The organism is Cyanobium sp. PCC 7001, assembly GCF_000155635.1.
Taxonomy (GTDB): Bacteria; Cyanobacteriota; Cyanobacteriia; order PCC-6307; family Cyanobiaceae; genus NIES-981.
In genome coordinates this window covers 2607149-2623504 of sequence record NZ_DS990556.1, presented here as the reverse complement: position 1 = coordinate 2623504, position 16356 = coordinate 2607149, and the positions used below count along the sequence as shown (strand labels likewise).

General features: G+C 66.5%; 15 protein-coding genes. 11 read left to right on the top strand and 4 right to left on the bottom strand.

Annotated elements, in window-relative coordinates:
- Positions 1-22 precede the first annotated feature (22 nt).
- The 4 genes from CPCC7001_RS12750 (at position 23) to CPCC7001_RS12735 (ending at position 3809) form a co-directional block, all read left to right on the top strand.
- The gene (locus CPCC7001_RS12750) at positions 23-223 is read left to right on the top strand and encodes a phycobilisome linker polypeptide (RefSeq protein ID WP_006911188.1); all 201 of its coding nucleotides are present in this window, start codon (positions 23-25) and stop codon (positions 221-223) included.
- Positions 224-454: 231 nt separating this feature from the next.
- Entirely contained in the window at positions 455-1693 is a 1239-nt protein-coding gene (locus CPCC7001_RS12745; protein WP_006910526.1) for an FtsW/RodA/SpoVE family cell cycle protein, read from the top strand.
- Between the two features lie 9 nt (positions 1694-1702).
- Positions 1703-2431, top strand: a complete 729-nt coding sequence (locus tag CPCC7001_RS12740) for a cytochrome c biogenesis CcdA family protein (protein WP_006910815.1) — start codon at positions 1703-1705, stop codon at positions 2429-2431.
- 10 nt (positions 2432-2441) lie between these two features.
- Positions 2442-3809: a cytochrome c biogenesis protein ResB gene (locus CPCC7001_RS12735; protein WP_006909094.1), complete on the top strand. Its 1368-nt coding sequence runs from the start codon at positions 2442-2444 to the stop codon at positions 3807-3809.
- Between the two features lie 41 nt (positions 3810-3850).
- Here CPCC7001_RS12735 and queF read toward each other — a convergent pair whose 3' ends face one another.
- Complete coding sequence (gene queF, locus CPCC7001_RS12730) at positions 3851-4225, bottom strand: preQ(1) synthase (protein ID WP_043370132.1); 375 nt, start codon at positions 4223-4225, stop codon at positions 3851-3853.
- A gap of 246 nt (positions 4226-4471) precedes the next feature.
- On the opposite strand from queF, the gene CPCC7001_RS12725 reads away from it, so the two are divergent.
- Complete coding sequence (locus CPCC7001_RS12725; protein ID WP_006909858.1) at positions 4472-4810, top strand: P-II family nitrogen regulator; 339 nt, start codon at positions 4472-4474, stop codon at positions 4808-4810.
- A gap of 29 nt (positions 4811-4839) precedes the next feature.
- Here the strand turns inward: CPCC7001_RS12725 and CPCC7001_RS12720 are convergent, their stop codons facing one another.
- Complete coding sequence (locus tag CPCC7001_RS12720) at positions 4840-5724, bottom strand: TlyA family RNA methyltransferase (RefSeq protein WP_006910608.1); 885 nt, start codon at positions 5722-5724, stop codon at positions 4840-4842.
- A 233-nt stretch (positions 5725-5957) separates the two neighbouring features.
- On the opposite strand from CPCC7001_RS12720, the gene CPCC7001_RS15635 reads away from it, so the two are divergent.
- Both CPCC7001_RS15635 and purB read left to right on the top strand, forming a co-directional pair.
- Positions 5958-6131: a hypothetical protein gene (locus tag CPCC7001_RS15635; protein ID WP_198006492.1), complete on the top strand. Its 174-nt coding sequence runs from the start codon at positions 5958-5960 to the stop codon at positions 6129-6131.
- A 91-nt stretch (positions 6132-6222) separates the two neighbouring features.
- Positions 6223-7518, top strand: coding sequence for an adenylosuccinate lyase (purB, locus tag CPCC7001_RS12715; RefSeq protein WP_006909661.1), 1296 nt, complete (start codon positions 6223-6225; stop codon positions 7516-7518).
- Between the two features lie 62 nt (positions 7519-7580).
- Here the strand turns inward: purB and CPCC7001_RS12710 are convergent, their stop codons facing one another.
- Positions 7581-8819, bottom strand: coding sequence for a polysaccharide biosynthesis/export family protein (locus CPCC7001_RS12710; protein WP_156796795.1), 1239 nt, complete (start codon positions 8817-8819; stop codon positions 7581-7583).
- 227 nt (positions 8820-9046) lie between these two features.
- Here CPCC7001_RS12710 and CPCC7001_RS12705 point away from each other — a divergent pair, with 227 nt between their 5' ends.
- From CPCC7001_RS12705 to CPCC7001_RS12695, 3 genes are all read left to right on the top strand, one after another.
- Complete coding sequence (locus tag CPCC7001_RS12705; RefSeq protein ID WP_156796794.1) at positions 9047-10204, top strand: GNAT family N-acyltransferase; 1158 nt, start codon at positions 9047-9049, stop codon at positions 10202-10204.
- Positions 10205-10213: 9 nt separating this feature from the next.
- Entirely contained in the window at positions 10214-10576 is a 363-nt protein-coding gene (locus CPCC7001_RS12700) for an acyl carrier protein (protein ID WP_006909045.1), read from the top strand.
- 140 nt (positions 10577-10716) lie between these two features.
- On the top strand, positions 10717-11967 hold the full coding sequence (locus tag CPCC7001_RS12695; protein WP_006909829.1) for a beta-ketoacyl synthase: 1251 nt from the start codon (positions 10717-10719) through the stop codon (positions 11965-11967).
- A 28-nt stretch (positions 11968-11995) separates the two neighbouring features.
- Here the strand turns inward: CPCC7001_RS12695 and CPCC7001_RS12690 are convergent, their stop codons facing one another.
- Positions 11996-14017, bottom strand: a complete 2022-nt coding sequence (locus tag CPCC7001_RS12690; RefSeq protein WP_225867248.1) for a 1-acyl-sn-glycerol-3-phosphate acyltransferase — start codon at positions 14015-14017, stop codon at positions 11996-11998.
- Between the two features lie 234 nt (positions 14018-14251).
- Between CPCC7001_RS12690 and CPCC7001_RS12685 the strand changes: the two genes are divergently transcribed.
- On the top strand, positions 14252-16333 hold the full coding sequence (locus CPCC7001_RS12685) for a capsular polysaccharide biosynthesis protein (protein WP_006911198.1): 2082 nt from the start codon (positions 14252-14254) through the stop codon (positions 16331-16333).
- Positions 16334-16356: the final 23 nt, after the last annotated feature.

Below are 16356 nucleotides of genomic sequence, written 5' to 3'. Positions count from 1 at the left end.
GACCCCCTCCAAGGATCTTTCCATGCGTCTGTTCAAGGTCACTGCCTGCATTCCCTGTCCGGAGAAATCCCGCACCCAGCGCGAACTCCAGAACACCTACTTCACCAAGTGGGTGCCCTATGAGAGCTGGTTTGCTGAGCAGCAGCGAATCATGAAGCAGGGCGGCAAGATCCTCAAGGTCGAGCTGGCCACGGGCCGCCGTCAGGTGAACGTGGGCAACTGAGACCAGTCCAGCCAGCAGTCTGCTGAGATCCAGTCTCCGCCGTCGGGATCTTACGCAGCGATTTCCATCTGCACAGCGATTTCCAACAGAATTGCATCCAAAAGCCCGGCCCTGACGGCCGGGCTTTTTTGCTGCCAGCCCCCAGCCCAACGCGCCTGGTCTCGGACAGCTCCTGCGGCGGCCCTGAGACTCGACAAAAGGGGCAGGGAAGCGGCTCAATGGGGAGCCCTGATGGCCTCCTTCCGGCCGGGTTCCTCCACCTTGTCCCGCTCTGCCGCCCTCCCCAATCGTCCTGGCCGCCGCCCGCACCAGGGCGACCTCGCCCGCAGCCTGCTGCCCTGGCCATGGGCGCAATGGCCGGCGGAGGCGCGGCTTCTTCTCGCTCTGGTCGGCCTCTGGAGCGTGATGGGGCTGCTGGTGCTCGGCTCGGCGAGCTGGTGGGTGGCGGAGCGGGAGATGGGCGACGGAGCGTTTTACATCAAGCGCCAGATCATCTGGATGGTGGCCAGTTGGGGGCTGCTCTGGATGGCGGTGCGCACCAGCATCCGCCGATGGCTGCATCTGGCCCCTCTCGCGCTTCTGATCGGCACCCTGCTGGTGGCCGCCACCCTGGTGGTGGGAAGCACCGTCAACGGCGCCAGCCGCTGGCTCGTGCTGGGCCCGATCCAGCTGCAGCCCTCGGAACTGGTGAAGCCCTTCGTGGTGCTGCAGGGTGCTGCCCTCTTCGCCCACTGGCGCCGGATCAGCCTCGATCAGAAATTGCTCTGGCTGGGCGTGTTCGGCGGCCTGATCCTGCTGATCCTCAAGCAGCCGAATCTCAGCACCGCCGCCCTCAGCGGTCTCCTGCTGTGGTTGATGGCCCTGGCAGGCGGCGTCGGCTATCCCCTGCTGCTGGGCGCAGCGGGAGCCGGAGGCCTGCTCGGCACGGCCAGCATCCTGATCAACGAGTACCAGCGCTTGCGGGTGATCTCCTTTCTCGACCCCTGGCGGGATGCCCAGGGGGACGGCTACCAACTGGTTCAGAGCCTGATGGCGATCGGCTCCGGCGGGCTTCTGGGTGAAGGCTTCGGCCTCTCCACCCAGAAGCTTCAATACCTGCCGATTCAGACCACGGATTTCATCTTTGCGGTCTACGCCGAGGAGTTCGGCTTTGTCGGCTCGGCCGTGCTGCTTCTGTTTCTGCTGCTGTTCGGCTTCGTGGGCCTGCGGGTGGCCCTGAGCTGCCGCAGCAACCAGCAACGCCTGGTGGCCATGGGGGCCACGACCCTGCTGATCGGCCAGTCGATCCTGAACATCGCCGTGGCCAGCGGCGCGATGCCCACCACGGGGCTGCCGCTGCCCTTGATCAGCTACGGCGGCAATTCGCTGATGGCGAGCCTGCTGATCTGCGGTCTGCTGATCCGGTGTTCGCTGGAATCCGGCGGCCTCACCCCGGAGCCCCGTCGCCGGAGGCTGCAGCCTTCCCGATAGGGTTGGTTCATGTTGGACTTCGGGGCAAACGCGGCCGACTGGGCCCGCAGCAGCGAGTTGCTGCTCCAGCACTCCCTCAGCCATCCAGGCCCCACAACCCTTCTGGTGGTGTTCGCCGGAGGCCTGCTCACCAGCCTGGGGCCCTGCTCCCTCTCACTGCTGCCGATCACGGTGGCCTACCTGGCCGGCTTCCGGGACTCCGAGGCTCCAGCTCTGCCCTGGCTGCGCAGCGCCTCCTTCGCTGGTGGGATCGTCATGGCCATGGTGCTGCTGGGCCTGGCCAGCGGCCTGCTCGGCAGGGTCTACGGCCAGATCCCCGGCCTGGTTCCCACCCTTGTGGCCCTGCTGGCCGTGGCCATGGGGCTCAATCTGCTGGGGCTGCTGCGGTTCTCCCTGCCGGTGGGTCCCGATCCCGAACGCTGGAGGCAGCGGGTGCCTGCTCCCCTGGCCCCCCTGGCTGCTGGTCTTGCCTTCGGCCTGGCCGCCACACCCTGCACCACCCCAGTGCTCGCCGTGCTTCTGGGCTGGCTCACCCAGATGGGTCAGCCCCTGATGGGCATGCTGCTGCTCACCAGCTTCGGGGCCGGCCAGGTGATGCCCCTCCTGCTGGCTGGCACGGCCGCCGCCACCCTTCCCGGGCTGTTGCGCTTGCGCCAGCTGGGCCAGTGGGTGCCCCCGATCAGCGGTGTGGTCCTGCTGAGCAGCGGCCTGATCACCCTGGTGGCCAACCTCGCCTGATGCCGCGGCCATGACACCCTTGCTCCGTCTGGTGGGCTGGATTGCAGACCTGAAGCTGGCCATCGGCCTGCTGGTGGTGATCGCCGCGGCCAGTGCGGTGGGAACGCTCATTCCCCAGCAGGAAAGCGCCAGCTTCTATCACAAGCTCTATGACCCCCAACCGTGGCTGGGCCTGCTGCCTGGTGACGCCGTTCTGGGGCTCGAGCTGGATCACGTCTACTCCAGCCGCTGGTTTCTGGCCCTGCTGGCCTGGCTGGCGCTCTCCCTGGTGCTGTGCAGCTGGCGGCGCCAGTGGCCCGCGCTGCAGGCAGCCCTGCGCTGGGTCGATTACCGCACCCCGAGGCAGCTCAGCAAACTCACCGTCGCCGAAACCCTGAGCTGCACCGATGCCCTGGCGGACCTGGAGCGGCTGGACTCCCGCCTGAGGCAACGGGGCTGGCAGGTACGGCGTCTTGACGAGCGCCTGGCGGCCCGACGGGGAGTGCTCGGCCGGGTGGGGCCGCTGCTTGTGCATGCCGGGATGGTGGTTCTGATGCTGGGGGCCGCCTGGGGCGCCCTGGGGGGCCAGCGGGCCGAGCAGTTCCTGGCCCCGGGGCGCAGCCTCGAACTGGTGGACCGCCGTGGCCACACCACGCTCACCCTGGCCCTGGATCAGTTCGCGATCACCCGGGACCCGGCGGGCCGGCCGGAGCAGTTCAGTTCGTCGCTGCGTCTGCTGCGGGGTAACGGCCAGGTCGACCAGGAGGCTGACCATCCCGATCAAGGACGTGATGGAGCAGACCCCAACCTGCTCAAGGCTGCCACCATCAGCGTCAATCACCCGCTGCGGTTCCAGGGCATCACCCTCTACCAGGCCGACTGGAGTCTGGCGGCCGTCAGCCTGAGACTCGGCAACAGTCCGGTGCTCGAGGTGCCCCTGCAGAGCTTTCCCCAGCTGGGTGATCAGATCTGGGGACTGGTGCTCCCCACCCGACCGGACGGCTCCGATCCCGTGCTGCTGAGCGTCACCAGTGAGCAGGGCCCCGTCGCCGTGTTCGGTGCCGATGGCGCCAGGCTGGGCCAGATCGCCATCGGCGGCGAACCGCTCGAGGTGAACGGCGTGCCGATGCGGGTGAGCGGGATCCTTCCTGCCAGCGGAATCCTGTTGAAACGCGATCCGGGCGTGCCACTGGTCTACAGCGGCTTCGCCCTCACCCTGCTGGGCGGTGGGCTGAGCGTGCTGGCCACGCGGCAGCTGTGGGCGATCGCCGAAGGCGGGCGGTTGCACGTGGGCGGGCTGTGCAACCGCAACCTCACGGCCTTTGCCCAGGAGCTGCCGAATCTCCTGGGCGATCTGGACCCGGCCCAGACGGACGCCCCGATGGGAGAGGCAGCCTGATCGGGGATCGGGTTCAGACCAGCCGGAACATGCCTTGCGGCTCAGCTGGGCTGTCGAACGCCATGGGACGCACGGATCACCGTGTGCACATTGCCACGGGGGTTGAAGTCAGCCTCCAGCTGCATCCACACCGGGTCACAGGCGGCGACGAAGTCATCCAGGAGGCGGTTCACCACTTCTTCGTGGGAGATCGTGCGGTCGCGGTAGCTGTTCACGTACAGCTTGATCGCCTTGAGCTCCATCACCCGGGGGCCCGGCTGGTACAGCAGCTGCAGCGTGGCGAAGTCGGGGTAGCCCGAGAAGGGGCACAGACAGGTGAATTCCGGCAGGGTGATGCTGATCTCGTAGACCCGTCCGGGGCGGGGGTTCTCGAAGCAGAGGAGGCTGGCCTCAGCGATCGCCCGCTCCCCGTACAGGGGAGTGCGCGTCGCGCCATCCGGCTCCGCCTGGGATGCAGCGGCAGCAGGTGCCCCCTGACTCGACGCGGGTGGATGGGAAGCCGTCACGGGAATGGAAGCAGTGCGCAGGTGTGGCGATCCTATGGAGCCCGCCAGAGGTAGCAACCGCTACGACGACACCCCGGGGGCTCGGGCCTAATGGAGAGGTTCCCGCCACCGGCGGGATCCACTGAGAGACTGCATCTTCCAGCCCCAGCCGCTTCCATGAAAAAAGTCGAGGCCATCATCCGGCCCTTCAAGCTTGAAGACGTCAAGATCGCCCTGGTCAACGCCGGCATCGTCGGCATGACCGTGAGTGAGGTTCGCGGCTTCGGTCGGCAGAAGGGCCAGGTCGAGCGCTATCGGGGCTCGGAGTTCACGGTGGAATTCCTGCAGAAGCTCAAACTCGAGATCGTGGTCGACGATGAGAAGGTCGACACCGTGGTCGGAGCCATCCAGGACGCGGCCCGCACCGGCGAGATCGGCGACGGCAAGATTTTCGTGAGCACCATCGACGCCGTGATCCGCATCCGCACCGGCGATCGGGACAGCGGGGCGATCTGATCGGTTCTGTCCCTGGCCGAGACTCCGGATCAGCTGGTGGCCAGGGTGCTGGCCACCAGCTTTTGGATGGTGGCCTCTCGCTCGGCTGGGTCCGCTGACAGGGCCCAGTCGCCTTCAAAGCCCGTGGGCTCCGCCCCTTGGACGTCGCCCTCAGCCACAGAGCGCAGCCAGAGCAGGTATTCATGGTTTCCGGCCGGTCCGGTGAGCGGAGAGGCCACCAGACCCTGGGCCCGCAGCCCAAGCGACGCGGCGGAGGTGATCACGCCGTTGATCGCCTCGGCGTGGGCCTCGGCACTGCGCACCACCCCCCCCTTGCCGACGCGAGCCTTGCCCACCTCGAACTGAGGCTTGACGAGCAGCAGCAGATCCGCTGGAGGCCGGGGAGATGCGCTGGCTAGCAACCCCACCAGGGCTGGGAGCACCAGGCAAAGCGAAATGAACGAGACGTCAGCCACGGCCAGATCGGGCCTGGGATCGCCAGGTTGAAACAGCTGCTCGGGGGTGAGATGACGGAGGTTGGTGCGCTCCTTGAGCACCACGCGCGCATCCGTGCGCAGACTCCAGGCGGTCTGGCCGTAACCCACATCGATGCCGTAGACGCGGGCAGCCCCGTGGCGGAGCAGACAGTCGGTGAAGCCTCCGGTGGAGATGCCGCCATCCAGGCAGACACGGCCCTGGGTCCGGATCGGAAAAGCCTGGAGGGCCGCCTCCAGCTTCTCCCCACCCCTGGAGACGAAGCGGGGCGGCCGCTGAACCTGAAGCGGCAGATCGGCAGTGACATCGGTGCCGGGTTTGTCCAGCACGCGCTCACCGCTTCGCACCATGCCGGCACGGATGAGCTGCTGGGCGCGCTGGCGCGTCTCCGCCAGTCCTCGGGCGACCAGCTCCAGATCGAGGCGTTGCTTACGCGCCAAGGCCCGCCCACCTTGACCATCCGTAGGTGTCTTCCACGACAGCCACGCTGCGTTGCGATTCCCTGATCAAACCACAGGCGAAACCAAACAGATTGCGTGGATGTTCACGCTGGCACCAAAAGCCCCGGGAAGATGGATACCAGCCCTGGAGCGGCAGCATGGAGCCCCGTCGATCCCCTGAACGGCCCGAGCCGACATGGCCTGATCAGGGCCTCGGCCGGCACCCCTCGAACGTGGTCGAGCTGCTCCAGCCGGGCAGCTTCGTGAAACTGCGCAATCAACCGTCCGACCTTCCCCCCTTCCAGCTGATCCAATGCAGGGGAGGGCGTTGCTGGGTGCGCCAGCAGAGCTGGGGACAACTGGTGCAGTGGGAGGTGGCTCACCGGCAGCTCACTGCGGCTGCCTGAGTTCGGCAGCGTCAACTCCAGCTGCCCCCTGCCGCTGACCCATCCATCAGCCGACCCATACATTGGTGGGGCCGTTGCCGCCCACCGGTCCTTGATCGAGCGTTACACCCTGCCCGAGATGGGCGCCATCTGGAGCGAGGAAGCCAAGTTCCAGAGCTGGCTGGACGTGGAGATCGCAGCCACCGAGGCCAACGGCGAACTCGGCCACGTGCCAGCCGAAGCCGTGGACACCATCAAGGCGAAGGCCCGCTTCGAAGTGGCGCGCATCCTCGAGATCGAGGCCGAGGTGCGTCACGACGTGATCGCCTTCCTCACCAACGTCAACGAGCACGTCGGGGATGCCGGGCGCTACATCCACGTCGGCATGACCAGTTCCGATGTGCTGGACACCGGCCTGGCCCTGCAGATGAAGGCCTCGGTCCAGCTGCTGCGCCAGGAGCTGGAGAAGCTGGTGGAGGGCCTGCGATCCCTCGCTGGGGCCCACAAGGACACGGTGATGATCGGCCGCTCCCACGCCATCCACGGGGAGCCCATCACCTTCGGGTTCAAGGTGGCGGGATGGCTGGCGGAGGCGCTCCGCAATCAGGAGCGGCTCGAGCGCCTCGAGACGGTGGTGAGCGTGGGCCAGATCAGCGGAGCCATGGGCACCTACGCCAACACCGATCCCCGCGTGGAAGCCATCGCCTGCGAACGCCTGGGCCTGGTGCCGGATACGGCCAGCACCCAGGTGATCGCCCGGGACCGCCACGCCGAGTACGTGCAGACCCTGGCCCTGGTGGGTGCGGCCCTCGAGCGGTTCTCCACGGAAATCCGCAACCTTCAGCGCACCGATGTTCTGGAGGTGGAGGAAAACTTCGCCAAGGGCCAGAAGGGCAGTTCCGCCATGCCCCACAAGCGCAACCCGATCCGCAGTGAGCGGATCAGTGGCCTGGCCAGGGTGCTGCGCAGCTACAGCGTGGCCGCGCTCGAGAACTGCGCCCTGTGGCATGAGCGGGACATCAGCCACAGTTCGGTGGAGCGGATGATGCTGCCCGACTGCTCGGTGACTCTGCACTTCATGCTGCGCGAGATGACCGAGGTGGTGAAGGGGCTGGGGATCTACCCCGAGAACATGGCGCGCAACATGAACATTTACGGAGGCGTGGTCTTCAGCCAGCGGGTGCTGCTTGCCCTGGTCGAGGCGGGGCTCAGCCGGGAAGAGGCCTACCGCCTGGTGCAGCGCAACGCCCACGCCGCCTGGAACCGGGAGCGCGGCGACTTCCGCGCCAACCTGGAGGCGGATGCTGAGGTGACCAACCGCCTGAGCCCGGATCAGCTGGCGGCCTGCTTCTCCACCGAGCTGCACCGGGCCAACCTGGAGGTGATCTGGCAGCGGCTGGGGCTGTGAGCCCAGACCCGCTGCAGGCCGGCTGATCTGCGGGCCAGAATGATCAGCTGGTCATGATCAGATCAGCGGGTGAGGATGTTGTACAGCGAGGCTGCGTTGAGCAGGGGGCCCAGTGGAGCAACTGCCTGGGAGAGGGTGTCGTTGAAGCGGGTCCAGTTGTTGCGGTAGACCACCACCACATCGCCATTGCGCAACGGGGGATTGGCCTCCGAACCCAACGGTGCCGCTGGATCGAAAGCCACCTGACGCGACAGGATCGAGCCGTCGGCCTCCATCCTCAGCAGGCGGATGTTGGAGGCCTTGGCCCGCTGGGGATCGAGTCCTCCAGCCGCCAGCACGGCATTGGTGAGGGGACTGTTGGACTTCACCTGCTTGACCCCCGGGCTGACCACCTCTCCCACCACGTTCACCGAGATGGCATCGGGGGCGAAATTGGAGGCGGCCGAGGCGATCAGGGCTTCACTGGACTGGACCCCCTCCACCTTGTCGACCTTGATCATGTCCCCGTCATTGATCAGCGGGTTCACGGCGGTGCCGTTCCCCATCAAGACGCTGAGGTAATCGAAGCGGTACTCACGGGACGGTTCTCCGGGGGCATTGCCACGGCGGACCAGCACCAGGTTGGAGAGGTCCCCCAGCGCCGTGATGCCGCCGGCCCTCTGGAGCGCATCCACCATCGTGGGCCAACCAGACGTGTTAACGACCGTTCCCACCCCCTCAAGGCCAGGGCCTGAGGCCCTCAGTGTGGAGGAGGAGGGATCGCGGCTGAGGGTGTAGAAGCCTGGCCGCTCGACCTGCCCCACCAGGGACACCCGCACCGGGCGGGGTGCCATCAGATCGATATAGACGAGGGGGCGCCTGAGGATGGCGCTGTAGAGGGCGGTGATCCGGTTGTTCGCCTCATCGAGGGTCATGCCCCAGACGTTCACCGAGCCGATCCGCGGCAGGTTGATGGTGCCGTCGCTGAGGACCTCGGTTTCAGCTCCATAGCCCTCGACCTTGAACACGGTGACCCTGACCCGATCGCCAGGAGCCAGGCGGTAGCGGAAGCCGCTGTGGCGGGGATCCTGGGACTGGCGCTTCACCACGCTTGTCCCCTCCAGACGGGACGGCCGACCCTCGGAAGGAGGGGCCACCGATGGGGTCGAAGCCTCTCCAGGCATCGGGTAGGCCTGAGGCGCCGAACGCACGGCCGCTGGGACGGCGGTGAGGGCGCACTGGGCGAGCACCAGTCCACAGACCCCTGTTCTCAGCGGTGCCTGCCAGCCGGGCTGCCGGGGGAACAGGGGATTCAGGGACATCGACGGGCAAGCGAACGGACGGGGCCCGGGACCGGGAGAGCCAGGCCCGGCCTGGGGCGCCAACTGTAAGGGGGTCGGGCGTGGCAATCCAGGTGACAGCGGAGCAACCGGCAGTTCGCACAGACCCCGGCGGTTCGTGGCGGCGGCTGTCGAACCGAGACGGTCTTGCCCAGGAGCAGGGTCTCCCCAAGAAAGTGTCTGGGCCTGCTGCCCCTGCCAGGATCGCGATGGCACACTTGCGGCAAGACCATGCGGCCACAGCCACCGGGCATTGCCGCCTCAGCGACCAGTCTCCACGTCTTCCTGACGGCAAGGACGAGGTTCTTGTTCAATCCCAGCAACCTGAGCAGCCGATGATCCCGCTGAGTCGCGTCCTGATTGATGATATCAAGCCTTTTTTCTTTTTTTCCAACTACGGCCTGACTCTCTTTCTCATCCCTGGCAATACGTTTGAGAACTTTGCGGATGAAGTGGGGCTGCTGCGCGAGCTCACCTACCGCCAGAAGCTCTCTGGATCGGGCAACAACAAGGATCTCGACGGTCGCGATCCCTACTACGATCACTTCGTGTTGGTTGACGACACCACCTTTGCCCTGGCAGGCACAGCGAGACTGCAGTTCGTCCCCACTCTGCGCCCTGGCCAGGAAGCACCCTCAACGCCCTCCACGCACAGCTCATCCACCTCGTACCTGGAACACGTCTATCCAGGGATCAAGAATTGCCTGATGGCCAGGGGCAGCCATCTGGAGATCGGACGTGTGGCCATCTCCCCGGCCTTCCAACGGCAGCCCGCTTCGTTGATGACCCTATTTCGAGGTGGTCTGCAAGCCGCCATCGCAGCTGGCTACACAGCTGTCTACGGACTCGTTTCCTACAACCATTTCCAGTACCCAGGAAGCGTCAATGATTTTTTTCTGCGCTCCCTGATGCTGCCCCCATTCAGGAGTCCCGTGGCCGAACTTCCCCCTGCCCGCTACCCACGGGCCTTCCGCGGCGACGAGCAGCATGCCGATGGAGCCTGCCAGACCATCCAGCAGCTGGAGGCAGAAGCGCAGAAGCAGCTGGCCTCCTTTCGGCTTCCGGTGCTGCTGCGGCAGTACATCAATCTGATGGGAGCGAGAACCCATGACATCTCGATTGCCAAGGATTTCAACCAGATCACTGAAATCCTGATGACTGCGGACCTCACCAAGGTCCCCCATCGAAGACTGCAGCACTTCGTGGGCTTTCCCCATGCACCGGTCTATCGAAAGTTTCCCTGGTTCCGTGGCGAGGATGAGGATGAGGTTGCGAAGAACACCAGCAACCTGACTGGACCATCCCCGCAAGAACGTGATGATAAACTAAGGGAGCAAACACTGACAGCCCAGTCCCGTCCGAAATAAGAGGCTCCCTTGGCAGATTCCGTCAACCCAACAGAACCCAACGACGAACCCACCAAGGCTCAGCCGAGTGGTGAAGCCGATGGCAACCCTGCTGTTCGGCGGGCGCTGAGCCGCGCCGAAATCCTGGCCGGGCTGACGGACATTCTCGCCAGAATCGCCGGTGCCGACCCCGAATCCATCACACTCGATGCACTGATCATCGACGATGTTGGCGTGGATTCCCTCGGCTTCTATGAGATCTTGATCGAAGCCGACGAAACGATGGGCATCAAGATTGAAGAGAAGGATCTGCTCACCTTCAAGACGGTCCGCGACATCGTCACCTACATCGAGCAGCGTGAGAACGCGCGGCTCGACGACCTCCAGCTTTGACTGCACGACAAGCACGTCACCACGGGTCAGGCGGCTCCACCGGTGCTGGTCCACCGGTGCTGGCAAGGGCCAGCAGACCTGCCGTCTAGGTTTGGCTGCGTCTCCACGCTCGACCCAACCACTTCCGTGAAGCACGTGCCGTGAGCCAGGAGAGGATCGCCATCACCGGCATGGGCGTGGTGTCCCCCCTCGGCTGTGGTGTTGAGCCTTGCTGGACCCACTACCTGACAGGACAGTCCGGCATCCGGCTGCTGGAGCAGGAGTGGGCAGCGGCACTGCCCTCCCGGCTGGCCGGGGTGGTGCCCGGTGATCCCACCGCAAGTCTGGAGCCGCTGCAGAAACGGCGCCTGGACCGCTATTCCCAGCTGGCCCTGCTCGCCGCTCTGGAGGCGTGGGACCAGGCTCAGCTCAGCCCAGCCGAGCAGGGGGACGGCGCCAGGATTGCCGTGGTGGTCGGCTGTGGCATCGGTGGTCTGGAGACCATGGGGCAGCAGTACCGCACCCTGCTGGAGCGGGGGCCGGCCAGGGTCAATCCCGTCACCGTTCCGATGCTGATTCCCAATGCCGCAGCGGGGCAGATCAGCATCGCTCTGGGGGCCCACGCAGGAGCCCACACCCCCGTCTCCGCCTGTGCGTCTTCCGCGGAAGCTCTGTTGTGGGCCCTGATGCTGTTGCGGGATGACCGGGCCGACGTGGTGATCGCCGGAGGATCGGAAGCGCCGGTGAACCCGCTGGGCCTAGCCGGATTCAGCGCCATGCGGGCCCTCTCCACCCGCAACGCCACCCCGGAGCTGGCCTCCAGTCCCTACGGCCGCGACCGGGACGGTTTCGTGATTGCCGAAGGAGCCGGCATCCTGGTGCTCGAACGGGAGCGGGACGCCCGCAGCCGCGGGGCGCACTGCGCAGGTTTTCTGCTCGACGCGGGCAGCACGGCCGATGCCCACCACATGGTGACCCCCGATCCCCAGGGCACCCAGGCCTGTGCCGCCATGCAGCAGGCCCTGGGCCGCAGTGGCCTCAGTCTCGACGACCTCGGCTTCATCCAGGCCCATGCCACCGGCACACCAATGGGCGACCTTGCCGAAGCCCAGGCCATCTCCTGCTTCCTCGGCCGTCGCCACAGTGAGATTCCGGTCACGGCACCCAAGGGCCAGTTCGGCCACATGCTCGGAGGCGCGGGGGCCGTGGAGACGATCATGGCCCTGCGCGCCCTCCAGAGCGGCCTGATCCCCGTGAGCGTCAACGCCGAACCCCGGGACCCGGCGATCCGGCTCCATCTGGTGACAGAGCAACCGGCCGCTCTGGCGGCGCCATCCCACAGCCGCAGCGCGCTCAAGAATGCCTTCGGCTTCGGTGGCCACAACATCTCGCTGGTGCTGCAGTCAGCCTGAGCGCTGAGCATCCCCGGGAGGGGGCGCGTCAGGATGCCGCGCTGTGGTGGGCCTCAGCCCACCCCGCCGCATCCTGGGAGTAGTACGCGATCACCCGACGGGAAAAGCCGTCGCGATGCCGTTCCTCGGGCTGAAGCTGGAGGTCCTCCGGACGGCCCTGGCGGCAGTGCAGCACGGCCCTGGGAGCGCAGAGGCGCTGGGCCAGAAGCCGGAGGGGCTTGTAGAGGGTGGCGGCGTCGATGCCCTCCAGCCCCCGGTATTCGAACCACCAAGGCACCACGATGGCCTGATGCCGCCTGGCCAGCAGAAAGGCACTGGCGGAGGCCCGGTGAAGGATCGACGTCCGCAGCGACCCGTTGGGCGCGATCATCAGCTGGCCGTGGCGTTCAAGCACCTGGGAGGCCTGCCACAGACTGCTGCGCCGCTGGTCGGGCTGTCGATGGTCGAGCAGCACGTGGCCGGCGTTGCTGGCGGAGCGGTCGAAGAACGGCAATAGCCGGTTGAGGTGCAGCCCGGAGGTGGTGACGGCCGGCATCCGGAGATAGGCCTGGATCGCAAACACATCGAAGGGACTGTTGTGGTTCCAGATGTGAATGCGAGGCCTGTCGTCCTCGGCATTGAGCAAACTGTCATCCACGATGACGTCCAGCCCAAGGGCCCTGAGGCCGAAGCGTGCCACGCTGGTGAGCAGGCGACTGGCGATCCTCCGCAAGCCCAGGGTGAGGGCCAGCAGCTCCAGGGCATAGGCCAGGTACATCAACAGGAAGCACAGGAGCCGATAGGCCACCCTGAAGGGAAGCACCCAGCCTCTGACGTTGGGACGGCCGGCAGTCAGCAGAGCCGTGCTGGATCGTGCCACAGAAGACACTGGCAGGGTGTCCCGAAAGGGAAACTCCCCATCAAAGTTGCCATTGACCTGGGTCGTGGTGACGAGATGGTGGTAGAAGCGGTAGAAGAGCGGGCGATGGCTGGGCTGGGGTGACACCCAGAAATCATCAAGAGACTGCTGATCCGTGAGACCCCGCAGGTTGTAGAACGTCTGCCCCAGCACCTTGGTGGGGGCAGCATGGAACAGCGCCTGAAGCCCCACGGTGCTGTTGACGGTCACCACGCCGCGGCAGGTACGAATGAAGGCACTGAGGGGACCGTCGTGGAAGTAGTGCACCCGGCCGGCCACACCCTCCCGCTCCGCCAGCAGGCGGATCAACCCCTTGTAATTGTTGTAACCGCGGTCACGGGGGTGGTGCTTGAAGGCCAGGTGATCGGACGGATGAGCGTGGGCGGCAAACGAGACGATCACCGTTTCAATGAAGTCGTGCATGCCACGGAATCCCGATCCCATCGTGATCTGGGAATCGCTGGAAACCTGAAGAACTGCAAGGAAGAAGGAAAGGTTCTCCACCAGCAGTCGCTTGAGCTTGCGCTCCTCCAACCTGTACATCCAATAGCGCACGGATCCGCGGACCTGGCACCAGAGAAATCCCGGGGATGGCTGCAGTTTGTGTTCACCCTCAATGATGCGGTAACGGGTGAAGGCATGCTGAATGAATGTGGGCGCCTTCCAGATCTTGCGCCAACGCCAGCCAGGATCCAGTCGCGCCTGCGGCAGACTGGAGACAGGCGGCAGCGCCTCGTAGAATTCAACGGGTCGATTGAGATTGGATCGGCAATTGACACGATCCCGCTCAAGGGTGACGTAGTTGGGTCGGACGTAGCCGAGCTCAAAGACATAGGCATCCACACCCATGTCGTTGGCCACTTGAATGGCAAGACGGTGGGGGTCGATGAAATCGCCATACATGAACAGATGGCGAATCCCTTTCTCCTCGATCACGCCGCGCAGGAATGCCGGCCAGTCCTGCATCGAGCCGCTGTAGGGGATTCGGGCGCGGCCTGGGAAGCCGAACTCGTGGAGCGGAAAGGAGATCTTGTAGGCCGGCACGCCCGAATCGTGCAGGTAGCGCCACAGCCGCGAAAAAAAGAGACCGATCGGACCCATCAGCAGCAGCACGGGGCCTTCGATCTGCACCTGAACGCTGACCAATGCCACACCTGCGGCCGGGCCTCCCCATCTTCCCATGCGTGTGAGGGCAAACCCAGTGGTGACGCGCACTCCCGCCCTGGGTCATCCGGGGCAGGAGCCGTAGGATCCCGCCTTGCCACTGCCATGGGTCCAGGGATGGGGAACAGCCCGCCGCCGGCCGCATCCCCTGCCCTAACTCCCTTGCTTCCGGAGGTCCCGCCCGACGGAGGCGGCACCGCGAGCCCTGCCCGAGACGGCCCAGTGCTCGGGCTGCCGGACCCCCTGGTTCTGGCGCACACCACCCTGAGCGATCTGCTGGCGCCAGCCAGGCTCGTGGTGGGACGGCAGGCCTGCCAGCGGCGGAAGCTGAATGCCCTGCTGGTCTGGGGTCGACGCCCCAGCGGCCGCTGGGGGGAGCAGGCGGCCCGACGCCACAACGTCCCCCTCTGGCGGGTCGAGGACGCCTTCCTCCGGTCCGTGGATCCCGGCCCCGGCGCTCCGCCCCTCGGGGTTCTGCTGGACGATCGGGGCATCCACTACGACGCCTCGCGGCCGAGCCGACTGGAGGCCCTGATCGCCGCCGGACTCGATCACGGACAGCGGCAGCGGGCCCAGGCCCTGGCCAGGGCCTGGCGCCACCAGCGGGTGAGCAAGGTGAATGCGGCAGCCGAGTCGCCCGTGCCCGACGAGGACTTCGTGCTGGTGGTGGACCAGGTGGCCGATGACGCGGCCATCCGCTACGGAAGCGCCTCCGCGGCGAGCTTCAGCGCCATGCTGCAGTCCGCACTGGAGGATTTTCCCCGCCATCGCATCCTGCTCAAGACCCACCCCGATGTGGTGAGCGGCAGGCGGCGCGGACACTTCCCCCAGGAGGCCCTCCAGCATCCCCGGGTGAGCGCCTGCATCGATGGCGGCCATCCCGCCGGGCTGCTCGAGGCGGCGACGGCGGTGTACGTGGTGACCTCCCAGATGGGATTCGAGGCCCTGATCTGGGGCAGGCCGGTGCACTGCTTCGGCATGCCCTTCTACGCGGGCTGGGGCCTCACCCAGGACCGCCTGGCTCCACCAGCCCATGGCGGACGCCGGCACGGCGCCGATGTCGAGAGCCTGATCCACAGCTGCCTGGTGAGCTATGCCCGTTACCTGGACCCCGAAACCGGGCAGATCACCACACCCGAACGGTTGATCGCCCATGTGGGGCTGCAGCGGCGCCAGCGCTCCACCGTGCCCCGCAACCTGGAGGTGTTCGGCATCGCCGGCTGGAAACGCAATGCCGTGCGCCGTTTTCAGCGGAGCCTCACCCCCCGCCGCCTGCGGTTCCGCGGCTTCCATGCCCGCCCCTCCACCTCCGGGGATTGCCGCTCGCTGGTGTGGGGCAAGCGTGTCGGCCGCGGCCTCCGGCAGGCGGGAGTTCCCCTGATCCACGCGGAGGATGGTTTTCTCCGCTCCGTTGGCCAGGGCTGGTGGCTGCGCTGGGTGCCCCCGATCTCCTGGGTGGTGGACCACAGCGGCATCTACTACGACGCCTCCGGCCCCAGCGATCTGGAAACCTTCCTGGCCACGCATCCGTTCAGTGATTCCGAGCGCCGGCGTGCCGCCGCCCTGCGCCACCGGATCGTGGCCTCGCGCCTCACCAAGTACAACCTCACGGCCCCACCCTGGCGACGCCCCGCTCACCTGGGGGAACGGCCCGTGCTGCTGGTGCCCGGCCAGGTGGAGGTGGACCTCTCCATCCGCTACGGCGTGCCGGCGGAGGCCAGTGTGCGCAGCAACCTCCAGCTCCTCTGCGCCGTCCGCGCCGCCCATCCGGAGGCCTTCCTGATCTACAAACCCCACCCGGATGTGATCTCCGGCCGCCAGCGTCCCGGTCCTGGCGAAGAGCAGGCGCACCGGCACTGCGACCTTGTGCTTCCGGATGCTCCCATGGAGGCCCTGCTGGAGGCGGTGGATGGGGTGCACGTGCGCACCTCGATCACGGGCTTCGAGGCCCTGTTGCGGGGCATCCCCGTCACCACCTGGGGAATGCCCTTCTACGCCGGCTGGGGCCTCAGCCAGGATCGGCTGCAATGCCCCAGACGCGGGCGGAGCCTGCAGCTCGATGATCTGGTCTTCGCGGCCCTGATCCACTATCCGGTGTATCTGAGTCTGGCCACCGGCTGCTACACCACGCCGGAGCGGGCGGTCGAGGAGCTGACCCTGCTGCGCCAGGGGCATCGCCGCTTCCCGGCGCCTGAGCCGCGCTGGCTGGAGGTCTTCGGCCTGACACTGCCGCCTGGAATTCGCTTCAGCCTGGCCCAGGCCCGGGCCCGCCTGCGCGTCTGGTTCCCCGATGGCCACTGCTAGGTTCTCGGGATGTGCGGGCCCCG